The organism is Arthrobacter sp. B6 (assembly GCF_001663775.1).
Classification (GTDB): Bacteria; Actinomycetota; Actinomycetes; order Actinomycetales; family Micrococcaceae; genus Arthrobacter.
The window spans coordinates 391,555-406,359 of the sequence record NZ_KV467168.1 but is presented as its reverse complement, the minus strand read 5'-3'; the positions used below and the strand labels follow the sequence as shown (position 1 = coordinate 406,359).

The window sequence follows — 14,805 nt, the reverse complement described above, 5'->3', positions numbered from 1 at the left end:
CGCCGAAAACTTGCCTTTCGTCACAACGGTGAAGTCCTCCTGCTGCCCTTTTTGGAATAGGAATGTGGCAAAAATCAAGTGTGGACATTGTCCACACTTTTGGCTTCGGACTGGGTCGTACATCGGTCGGATTGGGCCGGATTGGCTATGTTTTCTGGAGTTCCCAGTGTTTGCAAGAGCTGGAATGCGGTTCGAGTCCCACCTCGGGCACAGTGGATCCCCTCGTCAGAGGGGATGTTGCTTTTAACGTGTGTACAAAGCTTGTGGTGTCGTCCCTCTGACGCTGGTGCGCGGGCTGTGGCCTGGCCGCCGCGGTGGCCTATTCAGGTGTGTGAGTGGCGGGTTCAGGGTCCTGGCTGATGGGCCCTCCGCCTGCTGTGGGCTGGGATTATGTGGTTCCTCGTTTCGGTTCTGGCAGGTTGGTCGGGGGTGGCCAACACCTATTCATGGTTCGGGATTGCGGGCACAACATGACGTCGGCGACTTTGGTACGAAAATTCTTTTGAAGGGCTCCTCGTACACGTGAGCGAGCGGTTTGTGCTCGGTTTGTCCTGCCAAAGTGTGTGTGGACACTGTCCACACTTACGTCTGCTTTTATGGGTCTGCCGGTGGCTAGGGAAGAGCGCCGAAGCGAACTAGCGTACGGGCGGGCACTAGCGCCCTGATGGCGCAGGGGGACGGGTCGGCGACCATGAAGTTCAGGGTGACAAACAGCGAAGATGGCTTGGCTTGGTCGTTCATAAATTGTGGGGGAGCGGGGCACCATGACTAACAGGAGTGGACCCGACCCCTGACACCCTGAAATGTTGGACAGACGGCAAACACTGGCGCTGCTCCCGCCACGGTAAGCTCACAAACTCCACCCAGCAGTTTCGCCGATCGGTCCCCTCGAATACTTGACGAGCTGACATGGTCCGACGAGGGACCGTGCCCGACGGACGTCGATGTTGCGCTGTCGTGGGCTCTGTCGCAAGTATCAGGTCTGGATATACGGGCCTTCCCAAGCCAATGTCAAAAGAGAAGAATCGAACCTCATTCTGACCACGCATGGTTTCCGCCCTGACGTCAGCTTTGGGTGTGCCCTAATTCGCCAAGCATCCTTGCCACGACGTCAAATCTCCAGATTTTCCGAGTCTGGCCCGGCTATACCTCCGCCTGACTCGACAAGGGGTTTTCGAGCTCTCAACCTGATAACCCTGTGAGCGGAGGCAGGTGCTTACGTAGGCTTTCACGATGCAAGTACTGCTAGGTCGCCGGTGACAGTTTCGATGGCCTCTCTGCGACTTGGTTGCTTCCGGCCCAGGTACGTCTGTGGAGGCTCGGCCGGCAGGGAAGCCGCTGAAAAGCTCGAAGATGCCGTTATTAATCGGACCTATTCCTTTAGGCCGGATGGGGTCGTAAAAGATGACATTTGTGCTCTGCCTGCCGAGGAACATTCCTGGTCTGAACATATCCCTTGGCGTGGCACTGTTGGGGTGCGGGATGGCATTGGGGTACCTAACGCCCAGAACGACCATGGTGCATTCACGTGGGTGAAAAGGGCCGCTGGGAGAGTCGGAGTCTTCGTGAATCTGCCGCCTCCCGCGTTTTTGCGGGGTTGGGGTCCCGCAGGTGAATCACATAGGGACGCCGCAACTGCCGTTCACACGTAGGTTGTCGCCAACTGCTGTTCGCCGTTGATGCGGCGGTTGAGGTGCCAGGGGTTGTCGTCCTGCAGCGGGGCCGGGAGGAGTTCTGGCGGAAGGTTTTGGTACGCCACCGGCCGCAGGAAGCGGCTGATGGCGAGGGTTCCGACGGAGGTGGTGCGTGAATCGGACGTGGCGGGGAAGGGTCCGCCGTGGACCATGGCGTGGCCTCCCTCGACGCCGGTGGGCCAGCCGTTGACGATGATCCGTCCCACTTTCTGTTCGAGGGCCGGGATGAGCGGCGCCGCCGTCGGGTAGTCCGCTTCGGTGAGCTGCAGGGTGGCGGTGAGCTGGCCTTCGAGCCGGTTGACAGCCTCGATGAGGTCCGCTGTGGAGGAGTAGCGGATGACCAGGGATGCTGCGCCGAAGATTTCCTGGTGCAGGACGTGGTTGCTGACGAAGTCCCGGACCGGGGTGCCGAAGATGGTGGGTGCCGGTGCGTTTTCGGTGGGGCCGGTGGTGCCCTTTCCGACGACGGTGACGCCGTCTGCGGAACCGAGGGCTGCGGCGCCGGCGTTCCAGGATCCGGCGATGCCTTCGGTCAGCATGGTCTGTCCCGCGCAGGCGGACACGGCGCGGCCGACGGCGGCAGCGAGTCTGTCACCTGCCTCGCCTGCGGGGGCGAACAGCAGGCCCGGGGAGGTGCAGAGCTGCCCTGAGCTTCCGGTGACCGCGGTGACGTACTGGGTGGCGAGGGCGTCAATGTCTTCGGCGGAGCCGTTGAGCGCACCTTCAAAGACGAACACAGGATTGAGCGAGGACATTTCGGCGTAGACCGGGATGGGTTCGGGCCGGGAGGCCGCGGTGCGCATCAGGGCAATGCCGGCGGCCTGGGAGCCGGTGAAGCCGACGGCCTTGATGTTGGGGTCGGCTACGAGGGCCTGGCCGATGCTGGCGCCGGGGCCGTAGACCAGGGAGAACACGCCCGGGTGTAGGCGGAAGTCCTTGACGGCCTTGACCACTGCCCGGCCCACGAGTTCGCCGGTGCCGGGGTGGGCGTTGTGGGCCTTGAACACCACCGGGCAGCCCGCGGCCAGGGCCGAGGCGGTGTCTCCGCCCGCCGTCGAGAACGCCAGCGGGAAGTTGCTGGCACCGAACACGGCCACCGGGCCGAGCGGGATCTGCCGCTGGCGGATATCGGCACGCGGCAGCGGGGCACGGTCCGGGAGGGCCGGGTCGATCCGGACGCCGCGGAAGTCGCCCTGCCGGACAACGTTCGCGAAGAGCCGCAACTGGCCGGTGGTGCGGGCCCGTTCGCCCTGCAGCCGGGCCGCGGGCAGCCCGGTTTCCTGGCCCGCGCGGATGATCAGTTCCTCGCCGATGGCCTCGATATTGTCCGCGATCGCGTCCAGGAACGCGGCATGGGTTTCCGGATCCAAGGTGCTGAACGAGGGGTAGGCAGCAGCGGCGGCGGAGGTCGCCGTCGTCAACTGCTCTTCGGTGATCAACGAGTAGGCGGGGTGGAGCTGTTCATTCGTGGCGGGGTTGAAGGCAAAAGTGGTCTTGCCGTCGCCGACGAGGGGCTGCCCGGCGATCAGTGAGTGTCCTGTAAGGGTCATAGTGATTCCTCGGGGAAATTAGTGGCTAGTGGGGGAAGGATAACCAGCAGCGGCGGTTGCGGGTGTTGGTTATCCCTTGACTGCTCCGGCGCTCAGTCCCTGAACCAGGAATTTCTGGACGTAGGCGAAGAGCAGCACCACGGGAATGATGGCGATGACGCCGCCTGCGGCGAGGGCTCCGAAATCGGCGCCGAATTCGCCCAGCAGGTAGCTGAGACCGACGGGGACGGTGAATTGGTCCTGGCTGCTGATGAACATGATGGCGAAGAGGAAGTTGTTCCAGGCGCTGATGAAGGCGAACGAACCAACGGCCACGATGCCAGGCTTTAGGAGGGGCAGTACCACTAGCCGGAATCCTTGGATGCGGGTGCAGCCGTCAACCCAAGCAGCTTCTTCCAGTTCCACGGGGACGTTCCTGATGAAGCCTGACATCAGGACCAGGGACAACGGTAGATGAAACACGGTGTCCGAGATGATGAGGCTCCAGAGGCTGTCGGTAAGGCCGACTGCGTTGAAGATCTCGAAGAGTGGGATGAGCATCATGGCCCCTGGCACGAACTGGGTGCAGAGCATGGCTACCAGGAAGAGTGTTTTCCCGCGGAACTTGAATCGGGCAAGCGCGTAACCGCCCAGCAGGGCGATCACGGTGGAGGTCAGCAGGCTCATGACGGCGACAAAGAGGCTGTTTTTGAAGTAGATACCGAATCCGGACCCGTTCCATACGGTCTCGAAATGCTCGAACGTAATCGGCCACGGGACCAGCGACGTTGATCCTGAGGGGCGGAATGCGAACAGCAGCATCCAATAAAAAGGTACGAGCGTGAAGATGAGGAACAGTGCCAGCGGCACGTAAGTCAGGATCCGGTCTATGCGGCGCGCGCGCTTTTTCAGAGGGCTGAGGGGCCGGTTTGTGTATTCGCCGTTGTCCCCTGTCTGAGGGCGGGTTGGCCTTGTTTGGGGAAGCAAGGAGGTCATTTGTCATCCTCTTTGGACTTGGTGATGCGCAGATAGACCAGCGAGAAGAAGGTCAGGATCATGAAGGCCACCACTGTTAGTGCGGAGCCGTAGCCGAAGTCTCGGTCATGGATGGCTGTTTGTGCCACGTAGAGGGGCAGCGTTGTGGTGGCGCCGGCAGGTCCGCCGCCGGTCAGGGTGTAGAGGAGGTCGACGTTGTTGAATTCCCAGACGGCCCGAAGCAGGGTGGCGATGATGACGGCCTGCCGTATGTGAGGCCATGTGATGGACAGGAATTTCCGCAACGTGCTGGCTCCATCGACATCTGCGGATTCGTAGAGTTCGAGGGACACCGATTGGAGGTCGGCCAGGATAAGGATCGCGAAGAAGGGTATGCCTTTCCACATTTCGGCTAGGACCACGGCCCAGAATGTTGTTCCGCTGCCGGAAAGGAGCGAGAACCCATATTCTCCGATTCCGATATCTGCGAGGTAGCGGCCGATTCCGGTTGATGGGTTGTAGATCAGGATCCAGATGGTGGTGGTGAGGATGCCGGAAACTGCCCAGGGAGAGAAGACGAGCGAGCGGGCGACGGCCCGGCCGATGAATGTTTTGTTGATCAGCAGTGCCAGTGCCAACCCAAAGATGAACTGCAGTCCAACCTCCACGGCCACCCATTGGAGGGTGAAGGTGAGGCTGCGCCAGAAGAGGGGGTCAGAGCCCATGGCGATGAAGTTGTCCAGGCCGGCGAACCCGTCGTTCCACGGCTGGGTGACGTTGGAGTGCTGAAGGCTGTAGTAGAAGACGCTGCCGACCGGGTAGACCAGGAACACCAGCGTCAGCACCGCTGCCGGGCCGATCAGGAAGTAGGGGTAGAAACGGCGGAGCTTGGCTTTGGGCTTTCGTTGTTTTGATTGCGCCGGACGTTCGGGGGTTATGACAGACATGGCGTCACTTCTTCATGTATTTTTGTTGGGCCTTCGTGAGCTTCTCGGCCGATTGGGTCAGGAAGTCCTTGACTGAAAGCTGTTTCTGAAGCACCCGCTGCCATTCAGGAAGCATCTCCGTGGTGGTGATGGAGTTGAACTCCGGCAGGTAGAACGGCTGTTCAAGGACAACGGCGTCTTTGTTTTCGAGTGCCTTGATGGACGTCTGCATGGCGGGGTTCTCGGTGACCCAGGATTCCTTGGCGACTTCGAGGTTGCCCGGGAGGTAACCGGATTTCTGCGCCCAGAAGCTGTTGCCCTCAACGCTCATCGTGTACTCAAGAAACTTCCAGGCGGCTTCCTTGTGTTTGCTGGTCTCGAACATGGCAAAACCGGTAGTCATACGGCCAGAGAGCACTGACTTGCCCGACTTTGAGGGAAATGGTGCCACCGCTGCGACTTTGTCGGCTCCGAGGGCGGCGACGTGGGTGGGGTACGAACCGATGCTGTGGCTGAGCATGGCGGCGCCACCGGAGCCGAACTGGGCCACCATCGTTTTGAAGTCAGCAGTCAGGTCACTCTCGGCGGTGTCCTTGCCGTAGAGATCGACATAGTCCTCGGCCGCGGCTACGACTGCAGGATCGTTCAGGGTTGAGGTGCCGTCTTCCCGGAAGAATGTATCGACGCCGGCCTGCGGGTAGACCATCTGGACAAATTGCGAGAAGAAGCCGTTCCCACCGCGCAGGGTGTAGCCGAACTTCCCCGTTGACTTGTCTGTGAGCTTGTCCGCCACCGCGTAGAAGTCATCCCAGGAAGTAGGAGCTGACAATCCGGCGTTCTTGAAGAAGTCTGACCGGTAATAGATGACGTCCGCCAAACTCGTGGCTGGTGTCAGGTACAGCTTCCCGTCAGGAGATGCAGCCTTGGAGGACTTGGTCATGGCCGGTGAAACCTTCGCGTCCCAGCCGCCGCCTTCAAACTTCTCATCCAGAGGCGCCAGCGCCTTCTGAGCAACAAGCGCGGAAATGTCCGATGCCTTGGGTGTAATGATGTCCGGTGTCGCCTTCGTCGCAATCGCCGTGCTGATCTTCTGCATGTAAGAGTCCGTCGGCAGGCCAAGGTAATTGACCTTGATGGACGGATTCTTCTCCTCGAACATACTGATCAATTTCTTCAGGTTTTCCGTGCGCTCGGGGCGGGTGTCCGTGTCCCAAAGTTCAAGGACAACATCGCCCCCTTCCGCGCCGGAGCTGTCAGTGCCCGTCCCGCAGGCACCCAACCCCAGTGCCGCCGTGATTATGGCAGCGACCCCGACCAGGGTCCCGCCACGGCGGTTCCTTTTGAGCGACGGTCCCTTGTTCTTACGCATCATTGCGTTCCTCTCAATGGATGAAGCGGGTCAATGGATTAGCGGGAAATGATCCCCGTCCGGCCCTTCTCGTACATCATATACTACATACGATGTGCATGATATGATGTTTTGGTCGAAAGGAAATTATTATGAGTACGCAATTCATGGGCGGGGCGTTGCTGCCGACGGCGTCCAGGACCAACCTCGTTGTTGAGGCCCTCCGGCGCTCGATTCTGACTGGTGAGCTAGCCGCCGGGCAGGCTTTGGTGGAGACCGAACTGGCTCGTCATTTTGGCATTTCCAAAACTCCGGTCAGGGAAGCGCTTAAGACTCTGGCTGGGGCAGGCCTGGTAACGATGAGCGAATACAAGGGCGCCACGGTGCGCGTTGTTGATGAGGAAATGGCGACCAGCATCTTCGATGTCCGCTCCTTGCTGGAGCCCGTTGCGGTTGCGCGAACCGTCGAACGTGGCTTCAACGTGGTGCGGGCGCAGGAGGCCCTTGACCGGGCAGCGGAAGCCAGGGACGAAGCGGAACGTAGCCTGGCAAACCGTGATTTCCACCAGTTGCTGTACTCAAACAGCGGCAACACAGTTCTTACGCAGATGCTTGACGGGCTGCGGGAGCAAACGGCCCTCATTTCGGCGAACGCCTGGATTAAGCAGCACTCCTGGGAGGAAGAAGCGGCCGAGCACGCTGAAATCCTTGCCGCGGCACGAAGCGGTGATGCAGGCAAAACGGCGGAACTGGTACTCCATCACATTCGCAGTTTCGCCGCCCGCGCGGTCGGACAGATCGCTAAGGGGCAATCATGACCTTCTCCGACCTGAGGTCAGCTTTAGCGGACGTCGTGGCAATTCCAGTGACGCCGTACAAGAACGGCGCTGTGGACCTTTCGACATTCAAGATCCTTTTGCGCCGGCTGATCGACAACGGTGTCACCACCATCACGCCGAACGGGAATACCAGCGAGTTCTATGCGCTGACAGCAGCTGAACGCAAATTGCTGATCGAGGCATCTGCCGAGGCGGCCGGGGATGAGGCGACGCTTCTCCTTGGCGTGGGTCATGACATCCAGACGGCCATCACGGACGTGCGCCTTGGCAGGGATGCAGGCATTCCAATGGCCATGATCCACCAGCCCACCCATCCACATATTTCAGCCGCCGGCTGGGTGGAGTACCACGCCGAGATCGCCTCCGCTGTCCCGGAAACGGCCTTCGTCCTGTACATCCGCAATGAATGGGTGACCGCGCCCATGCTGGTGGAATTGTCCGATCGGTGCCCGAACATCATCGGAATCAAATACGCAGTGCCCGATCCAACTCAGTTCGCACGGATCCGGGACCTGGCCGGCGCCGACCGCTTCGTCTGGATTGCCGGCCTGGCCGAACCATACGCCCTTTCCTACGCTGCCCACGGGGCCACGGGATTCACTTCGGGACTCGTCAACGTCAACCCGGAACTTTCGCTTGCCCTCCGTGACGCCCTACGCAATGGAAGCTATTCATTGGCCGGGTCGCTGCTGGCTCGGATATCCAGGTTTGAGGAAATGCGCGCCGAACACCGGTCGGCCAACAACGTCAGCGTGGTCAAGGAAGCCCTCGCGCAGCTGGACCTTTGTGACAGATCCATCAGACCGCCCAGCCGCGAAGTTGATGATTCGGACAGGACCGAAATCGCGGAGATCCTTGCAGACTGGGCAACCAGCCACAACCTTCTCGCCACTCCCCGGCCCTCGGAAAAGACAGTGGTCGCATGAAAATCACGGGCTTCAAGACCTTCATGCAACGAGTCGGCACCCGGCCGCGGCTGCTCCTTCGGATTGACACCGATGAAGGAATATCCGGCTGGGGTGAGGCCTATAACCATGGCCCGGACTGGGCCCTTGTTCCGGTCCTGGACTACCTGTTTGAACAGGTCAAGGGGGATGATCCCAGGCGCGTGGAGTACGTGACCCAAAAACTCATTCGCAAAGCCCGGTTCCCGCAAGGAGCCATCGGCCTGGCAGCAATCTCGGCAGTAGACCATGCACTGTGGGACATCGCGGCCAAAGCACTCGACGTTCCTGTCTACAGCCTCCTCGGGGGATCAGTGCGAGACCGCGTCTCCGTATACGCGGGCGTTTACTCAGCCCCGGACCCGATCGAATGCCGGGAAATCACCCAGGAACTCAACGAAGAATACGGATTCACCGCTTTCAAGCTAAGCCCGTTCCGCGGAGAGCTGCACGATCGCCGCTGGGGGCTCGTGGTCAAGGAAACGGCTGACTACTTCGCCGCCGTACGGGAAGCATGTTCCGACGCCTGGGACTTCGCTTTTGATGCCCATGCCAAGATTTTCGAGCCATACCAAGCGATCCAACTCGGCAACGCCCTGGCGCCATACCAGCCGCTCTTCTTCGAAGAACCCATCCGGCCCGAATACTTCCCGGCATGGCACAGGCTCCGCGCAGAACTCCATGTCCCCCTGGCGACCGGCGAGAGCCTCTACTCGGCAAACGAGTTCCTGAGCCTCCTCTCAGGCGCTGGAGCAGACATCATCCAGCCGGACATCTGCGTCGTCGGAGGAATATCCCAAATGCGGAGAATCGCTACCATCGCCGAAGCACACTTCACCACAGTGGCACCCCACAACCCCATGGGCCCACTCGCAGTCGCCCACAACCTGCACTTTGCCGCAGCCTGCAGCAACTTCTCCATCCTCGAATACAAACTCGAAGAAACCACCTGGTGCCCAGACCCCTACCTCCCGACCGACGGCCACCTAGAACTCCGCCCCGACCGCCCCGGCTGGGGAATCGACATCGACGAAGCCGCGCTGAGCACAGATGACTACGTCCACTGGGAACGTCAGCTTCCAATACGGCCAGATGGATCCATGGCTTATTGCTAAAAGGAGCAGCGCCCCGCCGAAGATCGCACGCGCTCGTTGGTTCGGCGTCCAGCCGACGAGTCTGGCACCTTCAAAAGAAACTGCGGCCTAAGGCTCCGCTGTGTCAGGTTGGGGTGTACGCGAATTTGACGGGCATCGCTGCCACTTACGCGTCTGGTCTTCTAACGCGGGGACCCCGCAGCTCAGAGGCGCGCGGGGCGACCGCCCCCCACGGCGTTTGCGAGAGTGCGCGGCAGCTTCGGGCGACACTGCGGCAGCGTCGGGCCGAGCGCGACGGCGGGACGGCCTAGCGCAACCGACCCTAAGCGCAAGGGTGCACTGACCCGCCATAGTTAGTCAGGGCAAATGCCTGGAGCAGCTCGCCGGTAGCGTGGCCGCTAGTGTGAAGGGCGACGGAGACGCCACTTTTCGGGGTGCTGGTACAGACCGGGTGTCAGGATTTAGAGCTGGGTCGACCAGGGATATGGCTAAGAATGGACTTGGTAAAGCCGCCATCGACGCAGATGTCTTGCCCCGTGACGTACCCCGAAAGCGGGCTTACAAGGAACTCGATCACGTTCGCAATGTCCACGGGTTCTCCAACTCTTGCCAACGGGATGATGTTTTCCCTTGCCTTTTTGATTTGGGGATCGGCATACATTTTTTCGGTCAACCGCGTGTGGGTCATGCCTGGTGAGACGACGTTGACGCGAATTCCTTCGGGTGCCCATTCCAGCGCAAGTGTTTGGGCCAGCATCGTCAGCGCGGCTTTGCTGGGGCTGTAGGCGCCTGATCCAGCATGCGGTACCTGACCAGACATGGAAGAGGTGAAGCAGGCGGATCCGCGGCTCTGCCTCAAATGTGGGTGGCTTGCTTTCGCGAGAAGCCACGGGCCGCGAAGGTTGACGGCGAACATTTCGTCCCAGTCTTCAAGGGACACGTCGCAGATGGCGCCGGGGTTTGCGATTCCCGCGTTTGCTACGAGTGCGTCCAACCCGCCAAATTCGGTTACCGCGGCTTCTACCAATTTACCTGGCACCTCTGGGTCGCCAAGGTTGCCTGCCAACGCGATAGCGGTACCCCCCATTGACTGGATTGAACGAACGACTTGTTCCTGGTTGCCGTTCGAATCGTGTCCTGCCACGGCGATCATCGGGTGCACGCCACGAGCCAGAGCCGCCTCTGCGATTCTGAGGCAGGTTGCTGCTCCTATACCGCTGCTTCCGCCACTAACCAAAGCTCTCATCGCTCATACTCCTTTATCAGCGGTTCACATGCCAAAAATTGCTGCTGCAAATCTCATGCAAATCATGACCTGCCACATTCCTGGCGTTGATGATCGATTCGCAATGTGAACTATTTACACACTTTCCTGCGGATCCTCCGCTACCGCGCCGCGTCACCGGACATCGGGCTAGTTTGCCAGTTCCCAGCCCTGATCTTTGAGGTCCTGCATTGCCTTCTGAAATTCTTGGACGGGGTTCTCTTCGCGAATGATCTCAAGAACAACGTTGTTGACTCCGCACGTTTCTCTGACGGCCTTGCCCAGGCCGCTCCAGTCGATTACTCCGGTGCCGATCGGATCGTGGCCCCAAGTGTCCGTGCCCGTATCAGAAATGTGTACCAGGCCAATCGATTCGTGATGGGAGAGCAGGCTTTCTACGGGATCCTCTCCGATGTACGCAGCGTTGGCGACGTCGTACACGACCTTGACTGAGTCGTCGTTGATCGTGCTTACGACCCCTGCCAGGTCCTGGATGGTGGGGGTGAAGCAATAGGGGGTGTTTTCGAAAAGCAGCCGTGTGCCGGCCTGTTTGGCAAGCGGAATCAGGTTCTCCAGGCTCTCGTACATCCACCCGTAGGTCTTCTCGAGTGACGGTGAGATCATCGGGCGCCTTGTGCCGGGGGAGATCACAACCTCGGGGACATCCCACGCTGCAGCCAAGTCGATCACCGACGTGATGTGCTCGATACTTTTGCGGCGCATGCTGGCGCCAGGGCTGGCCAGGTTGATGTCGTATCCGCCGGCGTTCAGTGACCTGATTTTGGCGCCATATTCATTAAGTCTTTCACGGATTGCCGCACGTTCGAGGGCGGATATTTCATCCGGCCAGCAATGTGGGGAGCTAACCGGAACTTCGAAAGTTTTATACCCGTTGTCGACTAATTCGGTGATTGCATCAATTGCCGAAGATGACCATAGGTAGGAAAACGTGTTAATAATCATTTGGTTCATGTGGAAACCCCCTTTAGTTCTGCGCCTATGGAAAAATTGTTTCGTTCATACGGCAATGTCTATTTCGATCGTGCTTAAGGGATCGCACCCTTCACGAGTCGGGCGGCTCGACGAGGCCCGGGGCCGTCACGCCCCTGTGCCCGGTCGAGCCGCCGCGGCTTCCCAGGGCGGCAGCGTGCCTAGTGGGAACGCTTCACCGCGCCGGTGGCCTGCGAGGTGCTCGCGAGCAGGTGTTCGCCTTCGAGTACTTCAGGGTCAGCAAGCGCCACGGTGGCACGGTCGCCGCGGTTGCCCGTCTCCGGGAGGGTGAAGTAGACGATGAGGCTGAGGGCGACAATGGCGATCATGTAGACCGCGACGAGCATGGGCTGTCCGGCGCCGACGAACGCTGCGGCGATCAGCGGGGCGGTGCCACCGAAGACGGCGATCACGATTTGGTGTGCGAGGCCGATGCCCGATACACGTACTGAAGCTGGGAACAGTTCGGCCTGGATGGTGGGGTAGACCGACTGCCATATGCCGAGAACCACCCATCCGGATGCCGAGACCAGAACGTACACGCCGAAGCCGGGCTGGTTCAGCAGCAGGAGCATGGGGTAGAAGAGAACGATCATGCCGATGGCGCCGACGATGGGGAAGATTTTGCGTCGGCCGAGGCGGTCGGAAAGGTATCCGCAGGCCGGAACGATGATCACGAGCAAGACCAGCCCGATCACGCTCCCGGCCAGGGTGGAGGACAGGTCCCTGCCGGTGGTGAGCTTTGCGTAGGTAGGAAGGAAGGTGGCCCAGGTGTAGTACGCCACCGCCGGGGCGGACAGCGCAGCTGCCTGCAGCAGCGCCTTGGGGTGTTCGCGGACCAGGTCCACCAGGCGGGCCGCAGCGGACTTTTGATCAACCAAGGACTCTGCCTCAAACTCAGGCGTTTCCTGTGCGCGGGCCCTCAAGATGAGGCCGACTATACCGAGGATGCCTCCAATGACGAACGGGATGCGCCAACCAAAGGCGGCAAGGTCCGCTGGGGCAAAGGATGCTGTCACCATTGCCGCGGCCCCGGTCGCCGCGAGCGTCGCCAGACCGCTCGCCATGTTGGTGAACGAACCGAACAGGCCCCTCCGGTTCGCGGGGGCGTGTTCGACCATGAACGCGATGGCACTCTGACCCTCACTGCCGGCGGAGATGCCCTGGATGATGCGTGCAACCAGGAAGAGAACCGGCGCTGCATAGCCGATGGTCGCAAATGAAGGCGTGAGGCCGATGATGAGCGAGCCGAGCGCCATCCCGGAGACGGACAGCGTCAGGATGAGCCGCCGGCCGAAGCGGTCGGCCAGTGGGGAGATGATGATGCCGCTGAGCGGGCGGACAACAAACCCGACCGCGTAAGTGAGCAGTGCTGCGACCAGGGAGGCGAACGGGTCATCGCTTGGGAATATCTGTGATGAGAACACCGCTGCCAGGAGCCCGTAGATGTACCAGTCATACCACTCCACAAAATGGCCGATCGTGCCCGCCACGACGTTGCGGTAGCCACGACCGGGGGCCTTGAGATCGGTAGGGCCCGGGCTGCCGGGGACGTCTTGTGAGGTCTTCATTGAACTCTCCATATTTTTCCGTGTACTAGGAGGGGTGTTGGAATATTCCCGGCCACCTGAAACGGTACGCGGCTCTCTCCCGGCTGCAACCCGGTTCAACCGGACAACCGCCGGCTAAAGCCAAAAGCCGAGCCGCAGCGCCTACGCGCTGCCTGCCTTCACGTGGGAAGGAAAGCAATCCAGCCCCTCCACTTAGTCAGTGAGATCGGTTGCTGAGATCGGTTGCAAGCAACGATACGGACCCCATGTGATCCTTGTCAATGTCTTGTGGGGTTCTAGCGCGAATTTGGATGAAAGGTCTTTACTTCGGAGCAAAGACAGGGTCAAGGCTGTGACTTCTCCGTGCCCCGTTGATCATCGTGCGCGAGCCGGTGCCCCGAATGCGCGGCGCGAGTTCACTTCAATCGACTCGAAGGGGTGCCTCATTGTTGAAGTCTTGGAAATCCACTCCGGACCAAGCGCACTCCAGGCTGCCGTATACAGACCAGTAGTCATCCCAGTGGGCAAGTTTCCACTGGTCCCGCTCCAGTCCGCGCCGGGTGAGCCGGGTACGCAGGACGTCTTGAGGTACCCGGACGCGTATCACGGTGATCACGGGGGACGGCCATTGGAAGTCTTCTGCTACACGCGTCAAATAGTCTGGTTGTCGGAAATAGGCTCCGAAGGGAGCATCGAGGACAACGGATCGGCCGAGGCGCAGGTTTATCCCCGCGACATCCATGAGAGTTTCATACTCGAGGGGCAGCAAATGATCGCGATAGTAGTCGTTGGACTCGCGGTCGCTGGGATCATGCCCGGTGGCGGTTAGCGCGAACTCGACGAAGCGGCCACTGACCCGGTCCTTGTCCAGGTAGGCAGCCTCATGCTGTTGAGCTGTCTGCTGGGCAATGGTCGTCTTTCCCGATCCGGCAGGACCGATAACAATAAAGACGCGGGGGGACATTATTTGCGTGCCTCTGCTACTGCTGTGAGGAACGCCCGGGCCGCCTCCGTGACACGGGCGAAGTCGCCGTCGCGTTGCCATGCTTTTGTCACGTAGCTGCCCACGCCGACTCCGGCCACGCCCGCCGCGAACCAGTCGCCGACATTTTCAAGGGTGACGCCGCCTGCCGGCATGATCGGCAGGTGTGCCAGCGGTGCCAGCACGGACTTCGCATACGGGATGCCACCGGCTTCGGTGGGGAAGAGCTTGAGGATGTCAGCGCCGGCTTCGGCGGAGTTAATGAGCTCGGTTGGCGTGTAGGCCCCGCTGACGGTTGGTACCTGGTACCGGTTCGCTGTCCGGATCATCGCGGGGTTCAGCTGAGGGCTGACCAGGAACTGGGCGCCGGCCCGGATGCACTCGTACGCTGCGTGCTCGTCGAGTACTGTCCCGGCACCGATGGCCACGCCGCTGGGTCCATGCTTGGCGGCGAGCCGACGGATCACGTCTACGGCGCCGGGAATTGAAAGGGTGATTTCGAGGGCACGGAAACCTCCTGCGATGGCAGCTTCCGCAACGCGCTCGGCAACCCCGGCGCTCTCCAGTCGCACAATGAGGACGGCCCCGGACTCGTCGATGGTTTGCAGGGTGCGAAGTTTCTTATACATGCTGGCCTCTCTCTGGCCGGGTATGCCCTAACTTCTTCAGC

Annotated in this window: 12 protein-coding genes; 3 read left to right on the top strand and 9 right to left on the bottom strand. The window is 60.6% G+C overall.

Features of this window, described 5'->3' with window-relative positions:
- Window positions 1-1,642: 1,642 nt before the first annotated feature.
- The 4 genes from AU175_RS01710 to AU175_RS01695 all read right to left on the bottom strand — a co-directional run bounded on the left by AU175_RS01710 (window position 1,643) and on the right by AU175_RS01695 (window position 6,493).
- Window positions 1,643-3,244, bottom strand: a complete 1,602-nt coding sequence (locus tag AU175_RS01710) for an aldehyde dehydrogenase (NADP(+)) (protein WP_066285328.1) — start codon at window positions 3,242-3,244, stop codon at window positions 1,643-1,645.
- 69 nt (window positions 3,245-3,313) lie between these two features.
- Window positions 3,314-4,219 carry a carbohydrate ABC transporter permease gene (locus AU175_RS01705; protein ID WP_066285327.1) on the bottom strand — a complete coding sequence of 302 codons (906 nt, stop codon included), beginning with the start codon at window positions 4,217-4,219 and terminating at the stop codon, window positions 3,314-3,316.
- A complete protein-coding gene (locus AU175_RS01700; RefSeq protein WP_066285326.1) occupies window positions 4,216-5,145 on the bottom strand; it encodes a carbohydrate ABC transporter permease in 930 nt (309 codons plus the stop codon). Before AU175_RS01700 ends, AU175_RS01705 begins: the two co-directional genes overlap by 4 nt.
- 4 nt (window positions 5,146-5,149) lie before the next feature.
- Entirely contained in the window at window positions 5,150-6,493 is a 1,344-nt protein-coding gene (locus tag AU175_RS01695; RefSeq protein WP_231938424.1) for an ABC transporter substrate-binding protein, read from the bottom strand.
- 131 nt (window positions 6,494-6,624) lie between these two features.
- On the opposite strand from AU175_RS01695, the gene AU175_RS01690 reads away from it, so the two are divergent.
- From AU175_RS01690 to AU175_RS01680, 3 genes are read left to right on the top strand one after another with little or no spacing between them, the layout of a single operon-like run.
- Window positions 6,625-7,290, top strand: a complete 666-nt coding sequence (locus tag AU175_RS01690; RefSeq protein ID WP_231938423.1) for a GntR family transcriptional regulator — start codon at window positions 6,625-6,627, stop codon at window positions 7,288-7,290.
- A complete protein-coding gene (locus AU175_RS01685; RefSeq protein WP_066285325.1) occupies window positions 7,287-8,237 on the top strand; it encodes a dihydrodipicolinate synthase family protein in 951 nt (316 codons plus the stop codon). Before AU175_RS01690 ends, AU175_RS01685 begins: the two co-directional genes overlap by 4 nt.
- Window positions 8,234-9,370, top strand: coding sequence for a mandelate racemase/muconate lactonizing enzyme family protein (locus tag AU175_RS01680; protein ID WP_066285324.1), 1,137 nt, complete (start codon window positions 8,234-8,236; stop codon window positions 9,368-9,370). The genes AU175_RS01685 and AU175_RS01680 overlap by 4 nt, the downstream gene beginning before the upstream one ends.
- Before the next feature lie 433 nt (window positions 9,371-9,803).
- Here the strand turns inward: AU175_RS01680 and AU175_RS01675 are convergent, their stop codons facing one another.
- The 5 genes from AU175_RS01675 to AU175_RS01655 all read right to left on the bottom strand — a co-directional run bounded on the left by AU175_RS01675 (window position 9,804) and on the right by AU175_RS01655 (window position 14,764).
- Window positions 9,804-10,595, bottom strand: coding sequence for an SDR family NAD(P)-dependent oxidoreductase (locus tag AU175_RS01675; RefSeq protein WP_066285323.1), 792 nt, complete (start codon window positions 10,593-10,595; stop codon window positions 9,804-9,806).
- A 168-nt stretch (window positions 10,596-10,763) separates the two neighbouring features.
- On the bottom strand, window positions 10,764-11,585 hold the full coding sequence (locus AU175_RS01670) for a sugar phosphate isomerase/epimerase family protein (protein WP_082978951.1): 822 nt from the start codon (window positions 11,583-11,585) through the stop codon (window positions 10,764-10,766).
- A gap of 179 nt (window positions 11,586-11,764) precedes the next feature.
- A complete protein-coding gene (locus AU175_RS01665) occupies window positions 11,765-13,174 on the bottom strand; it encodes an MFS transporter (protein ID WP_066285322.1) in 1,410 nt (469 codons plus the stop codon).
- 400 nt (window positions 13,175-13,574) lie between these two features.
- A complete protein-coding gene (locus AU175_RS01660; protein ID WP_066285321.1) occupies window positions 13,575-14,117 on the bottom strand; it encodes an AAA family ATPase in 543 nt (180 codons plus the stop codon).
- Entirely contained in the window at window positions 14,117-14,764 is a 648-nt protein-coding gene (locus AU175_RS01655; protein ID WP_066285320.1) for a bifunctional 4-hydroxy-2-oxoglutarate aldolase/2-dehydro-3-deoxy-phosphogluconate aldolase, read from the bottom strand. Before AU175_RS01655 ends, AU175_RS01660 begins: the two co-directional genes overlap by 1 nt.
- Window positions 14,765-14,805 lie beyond the last annotated feature (41 nt).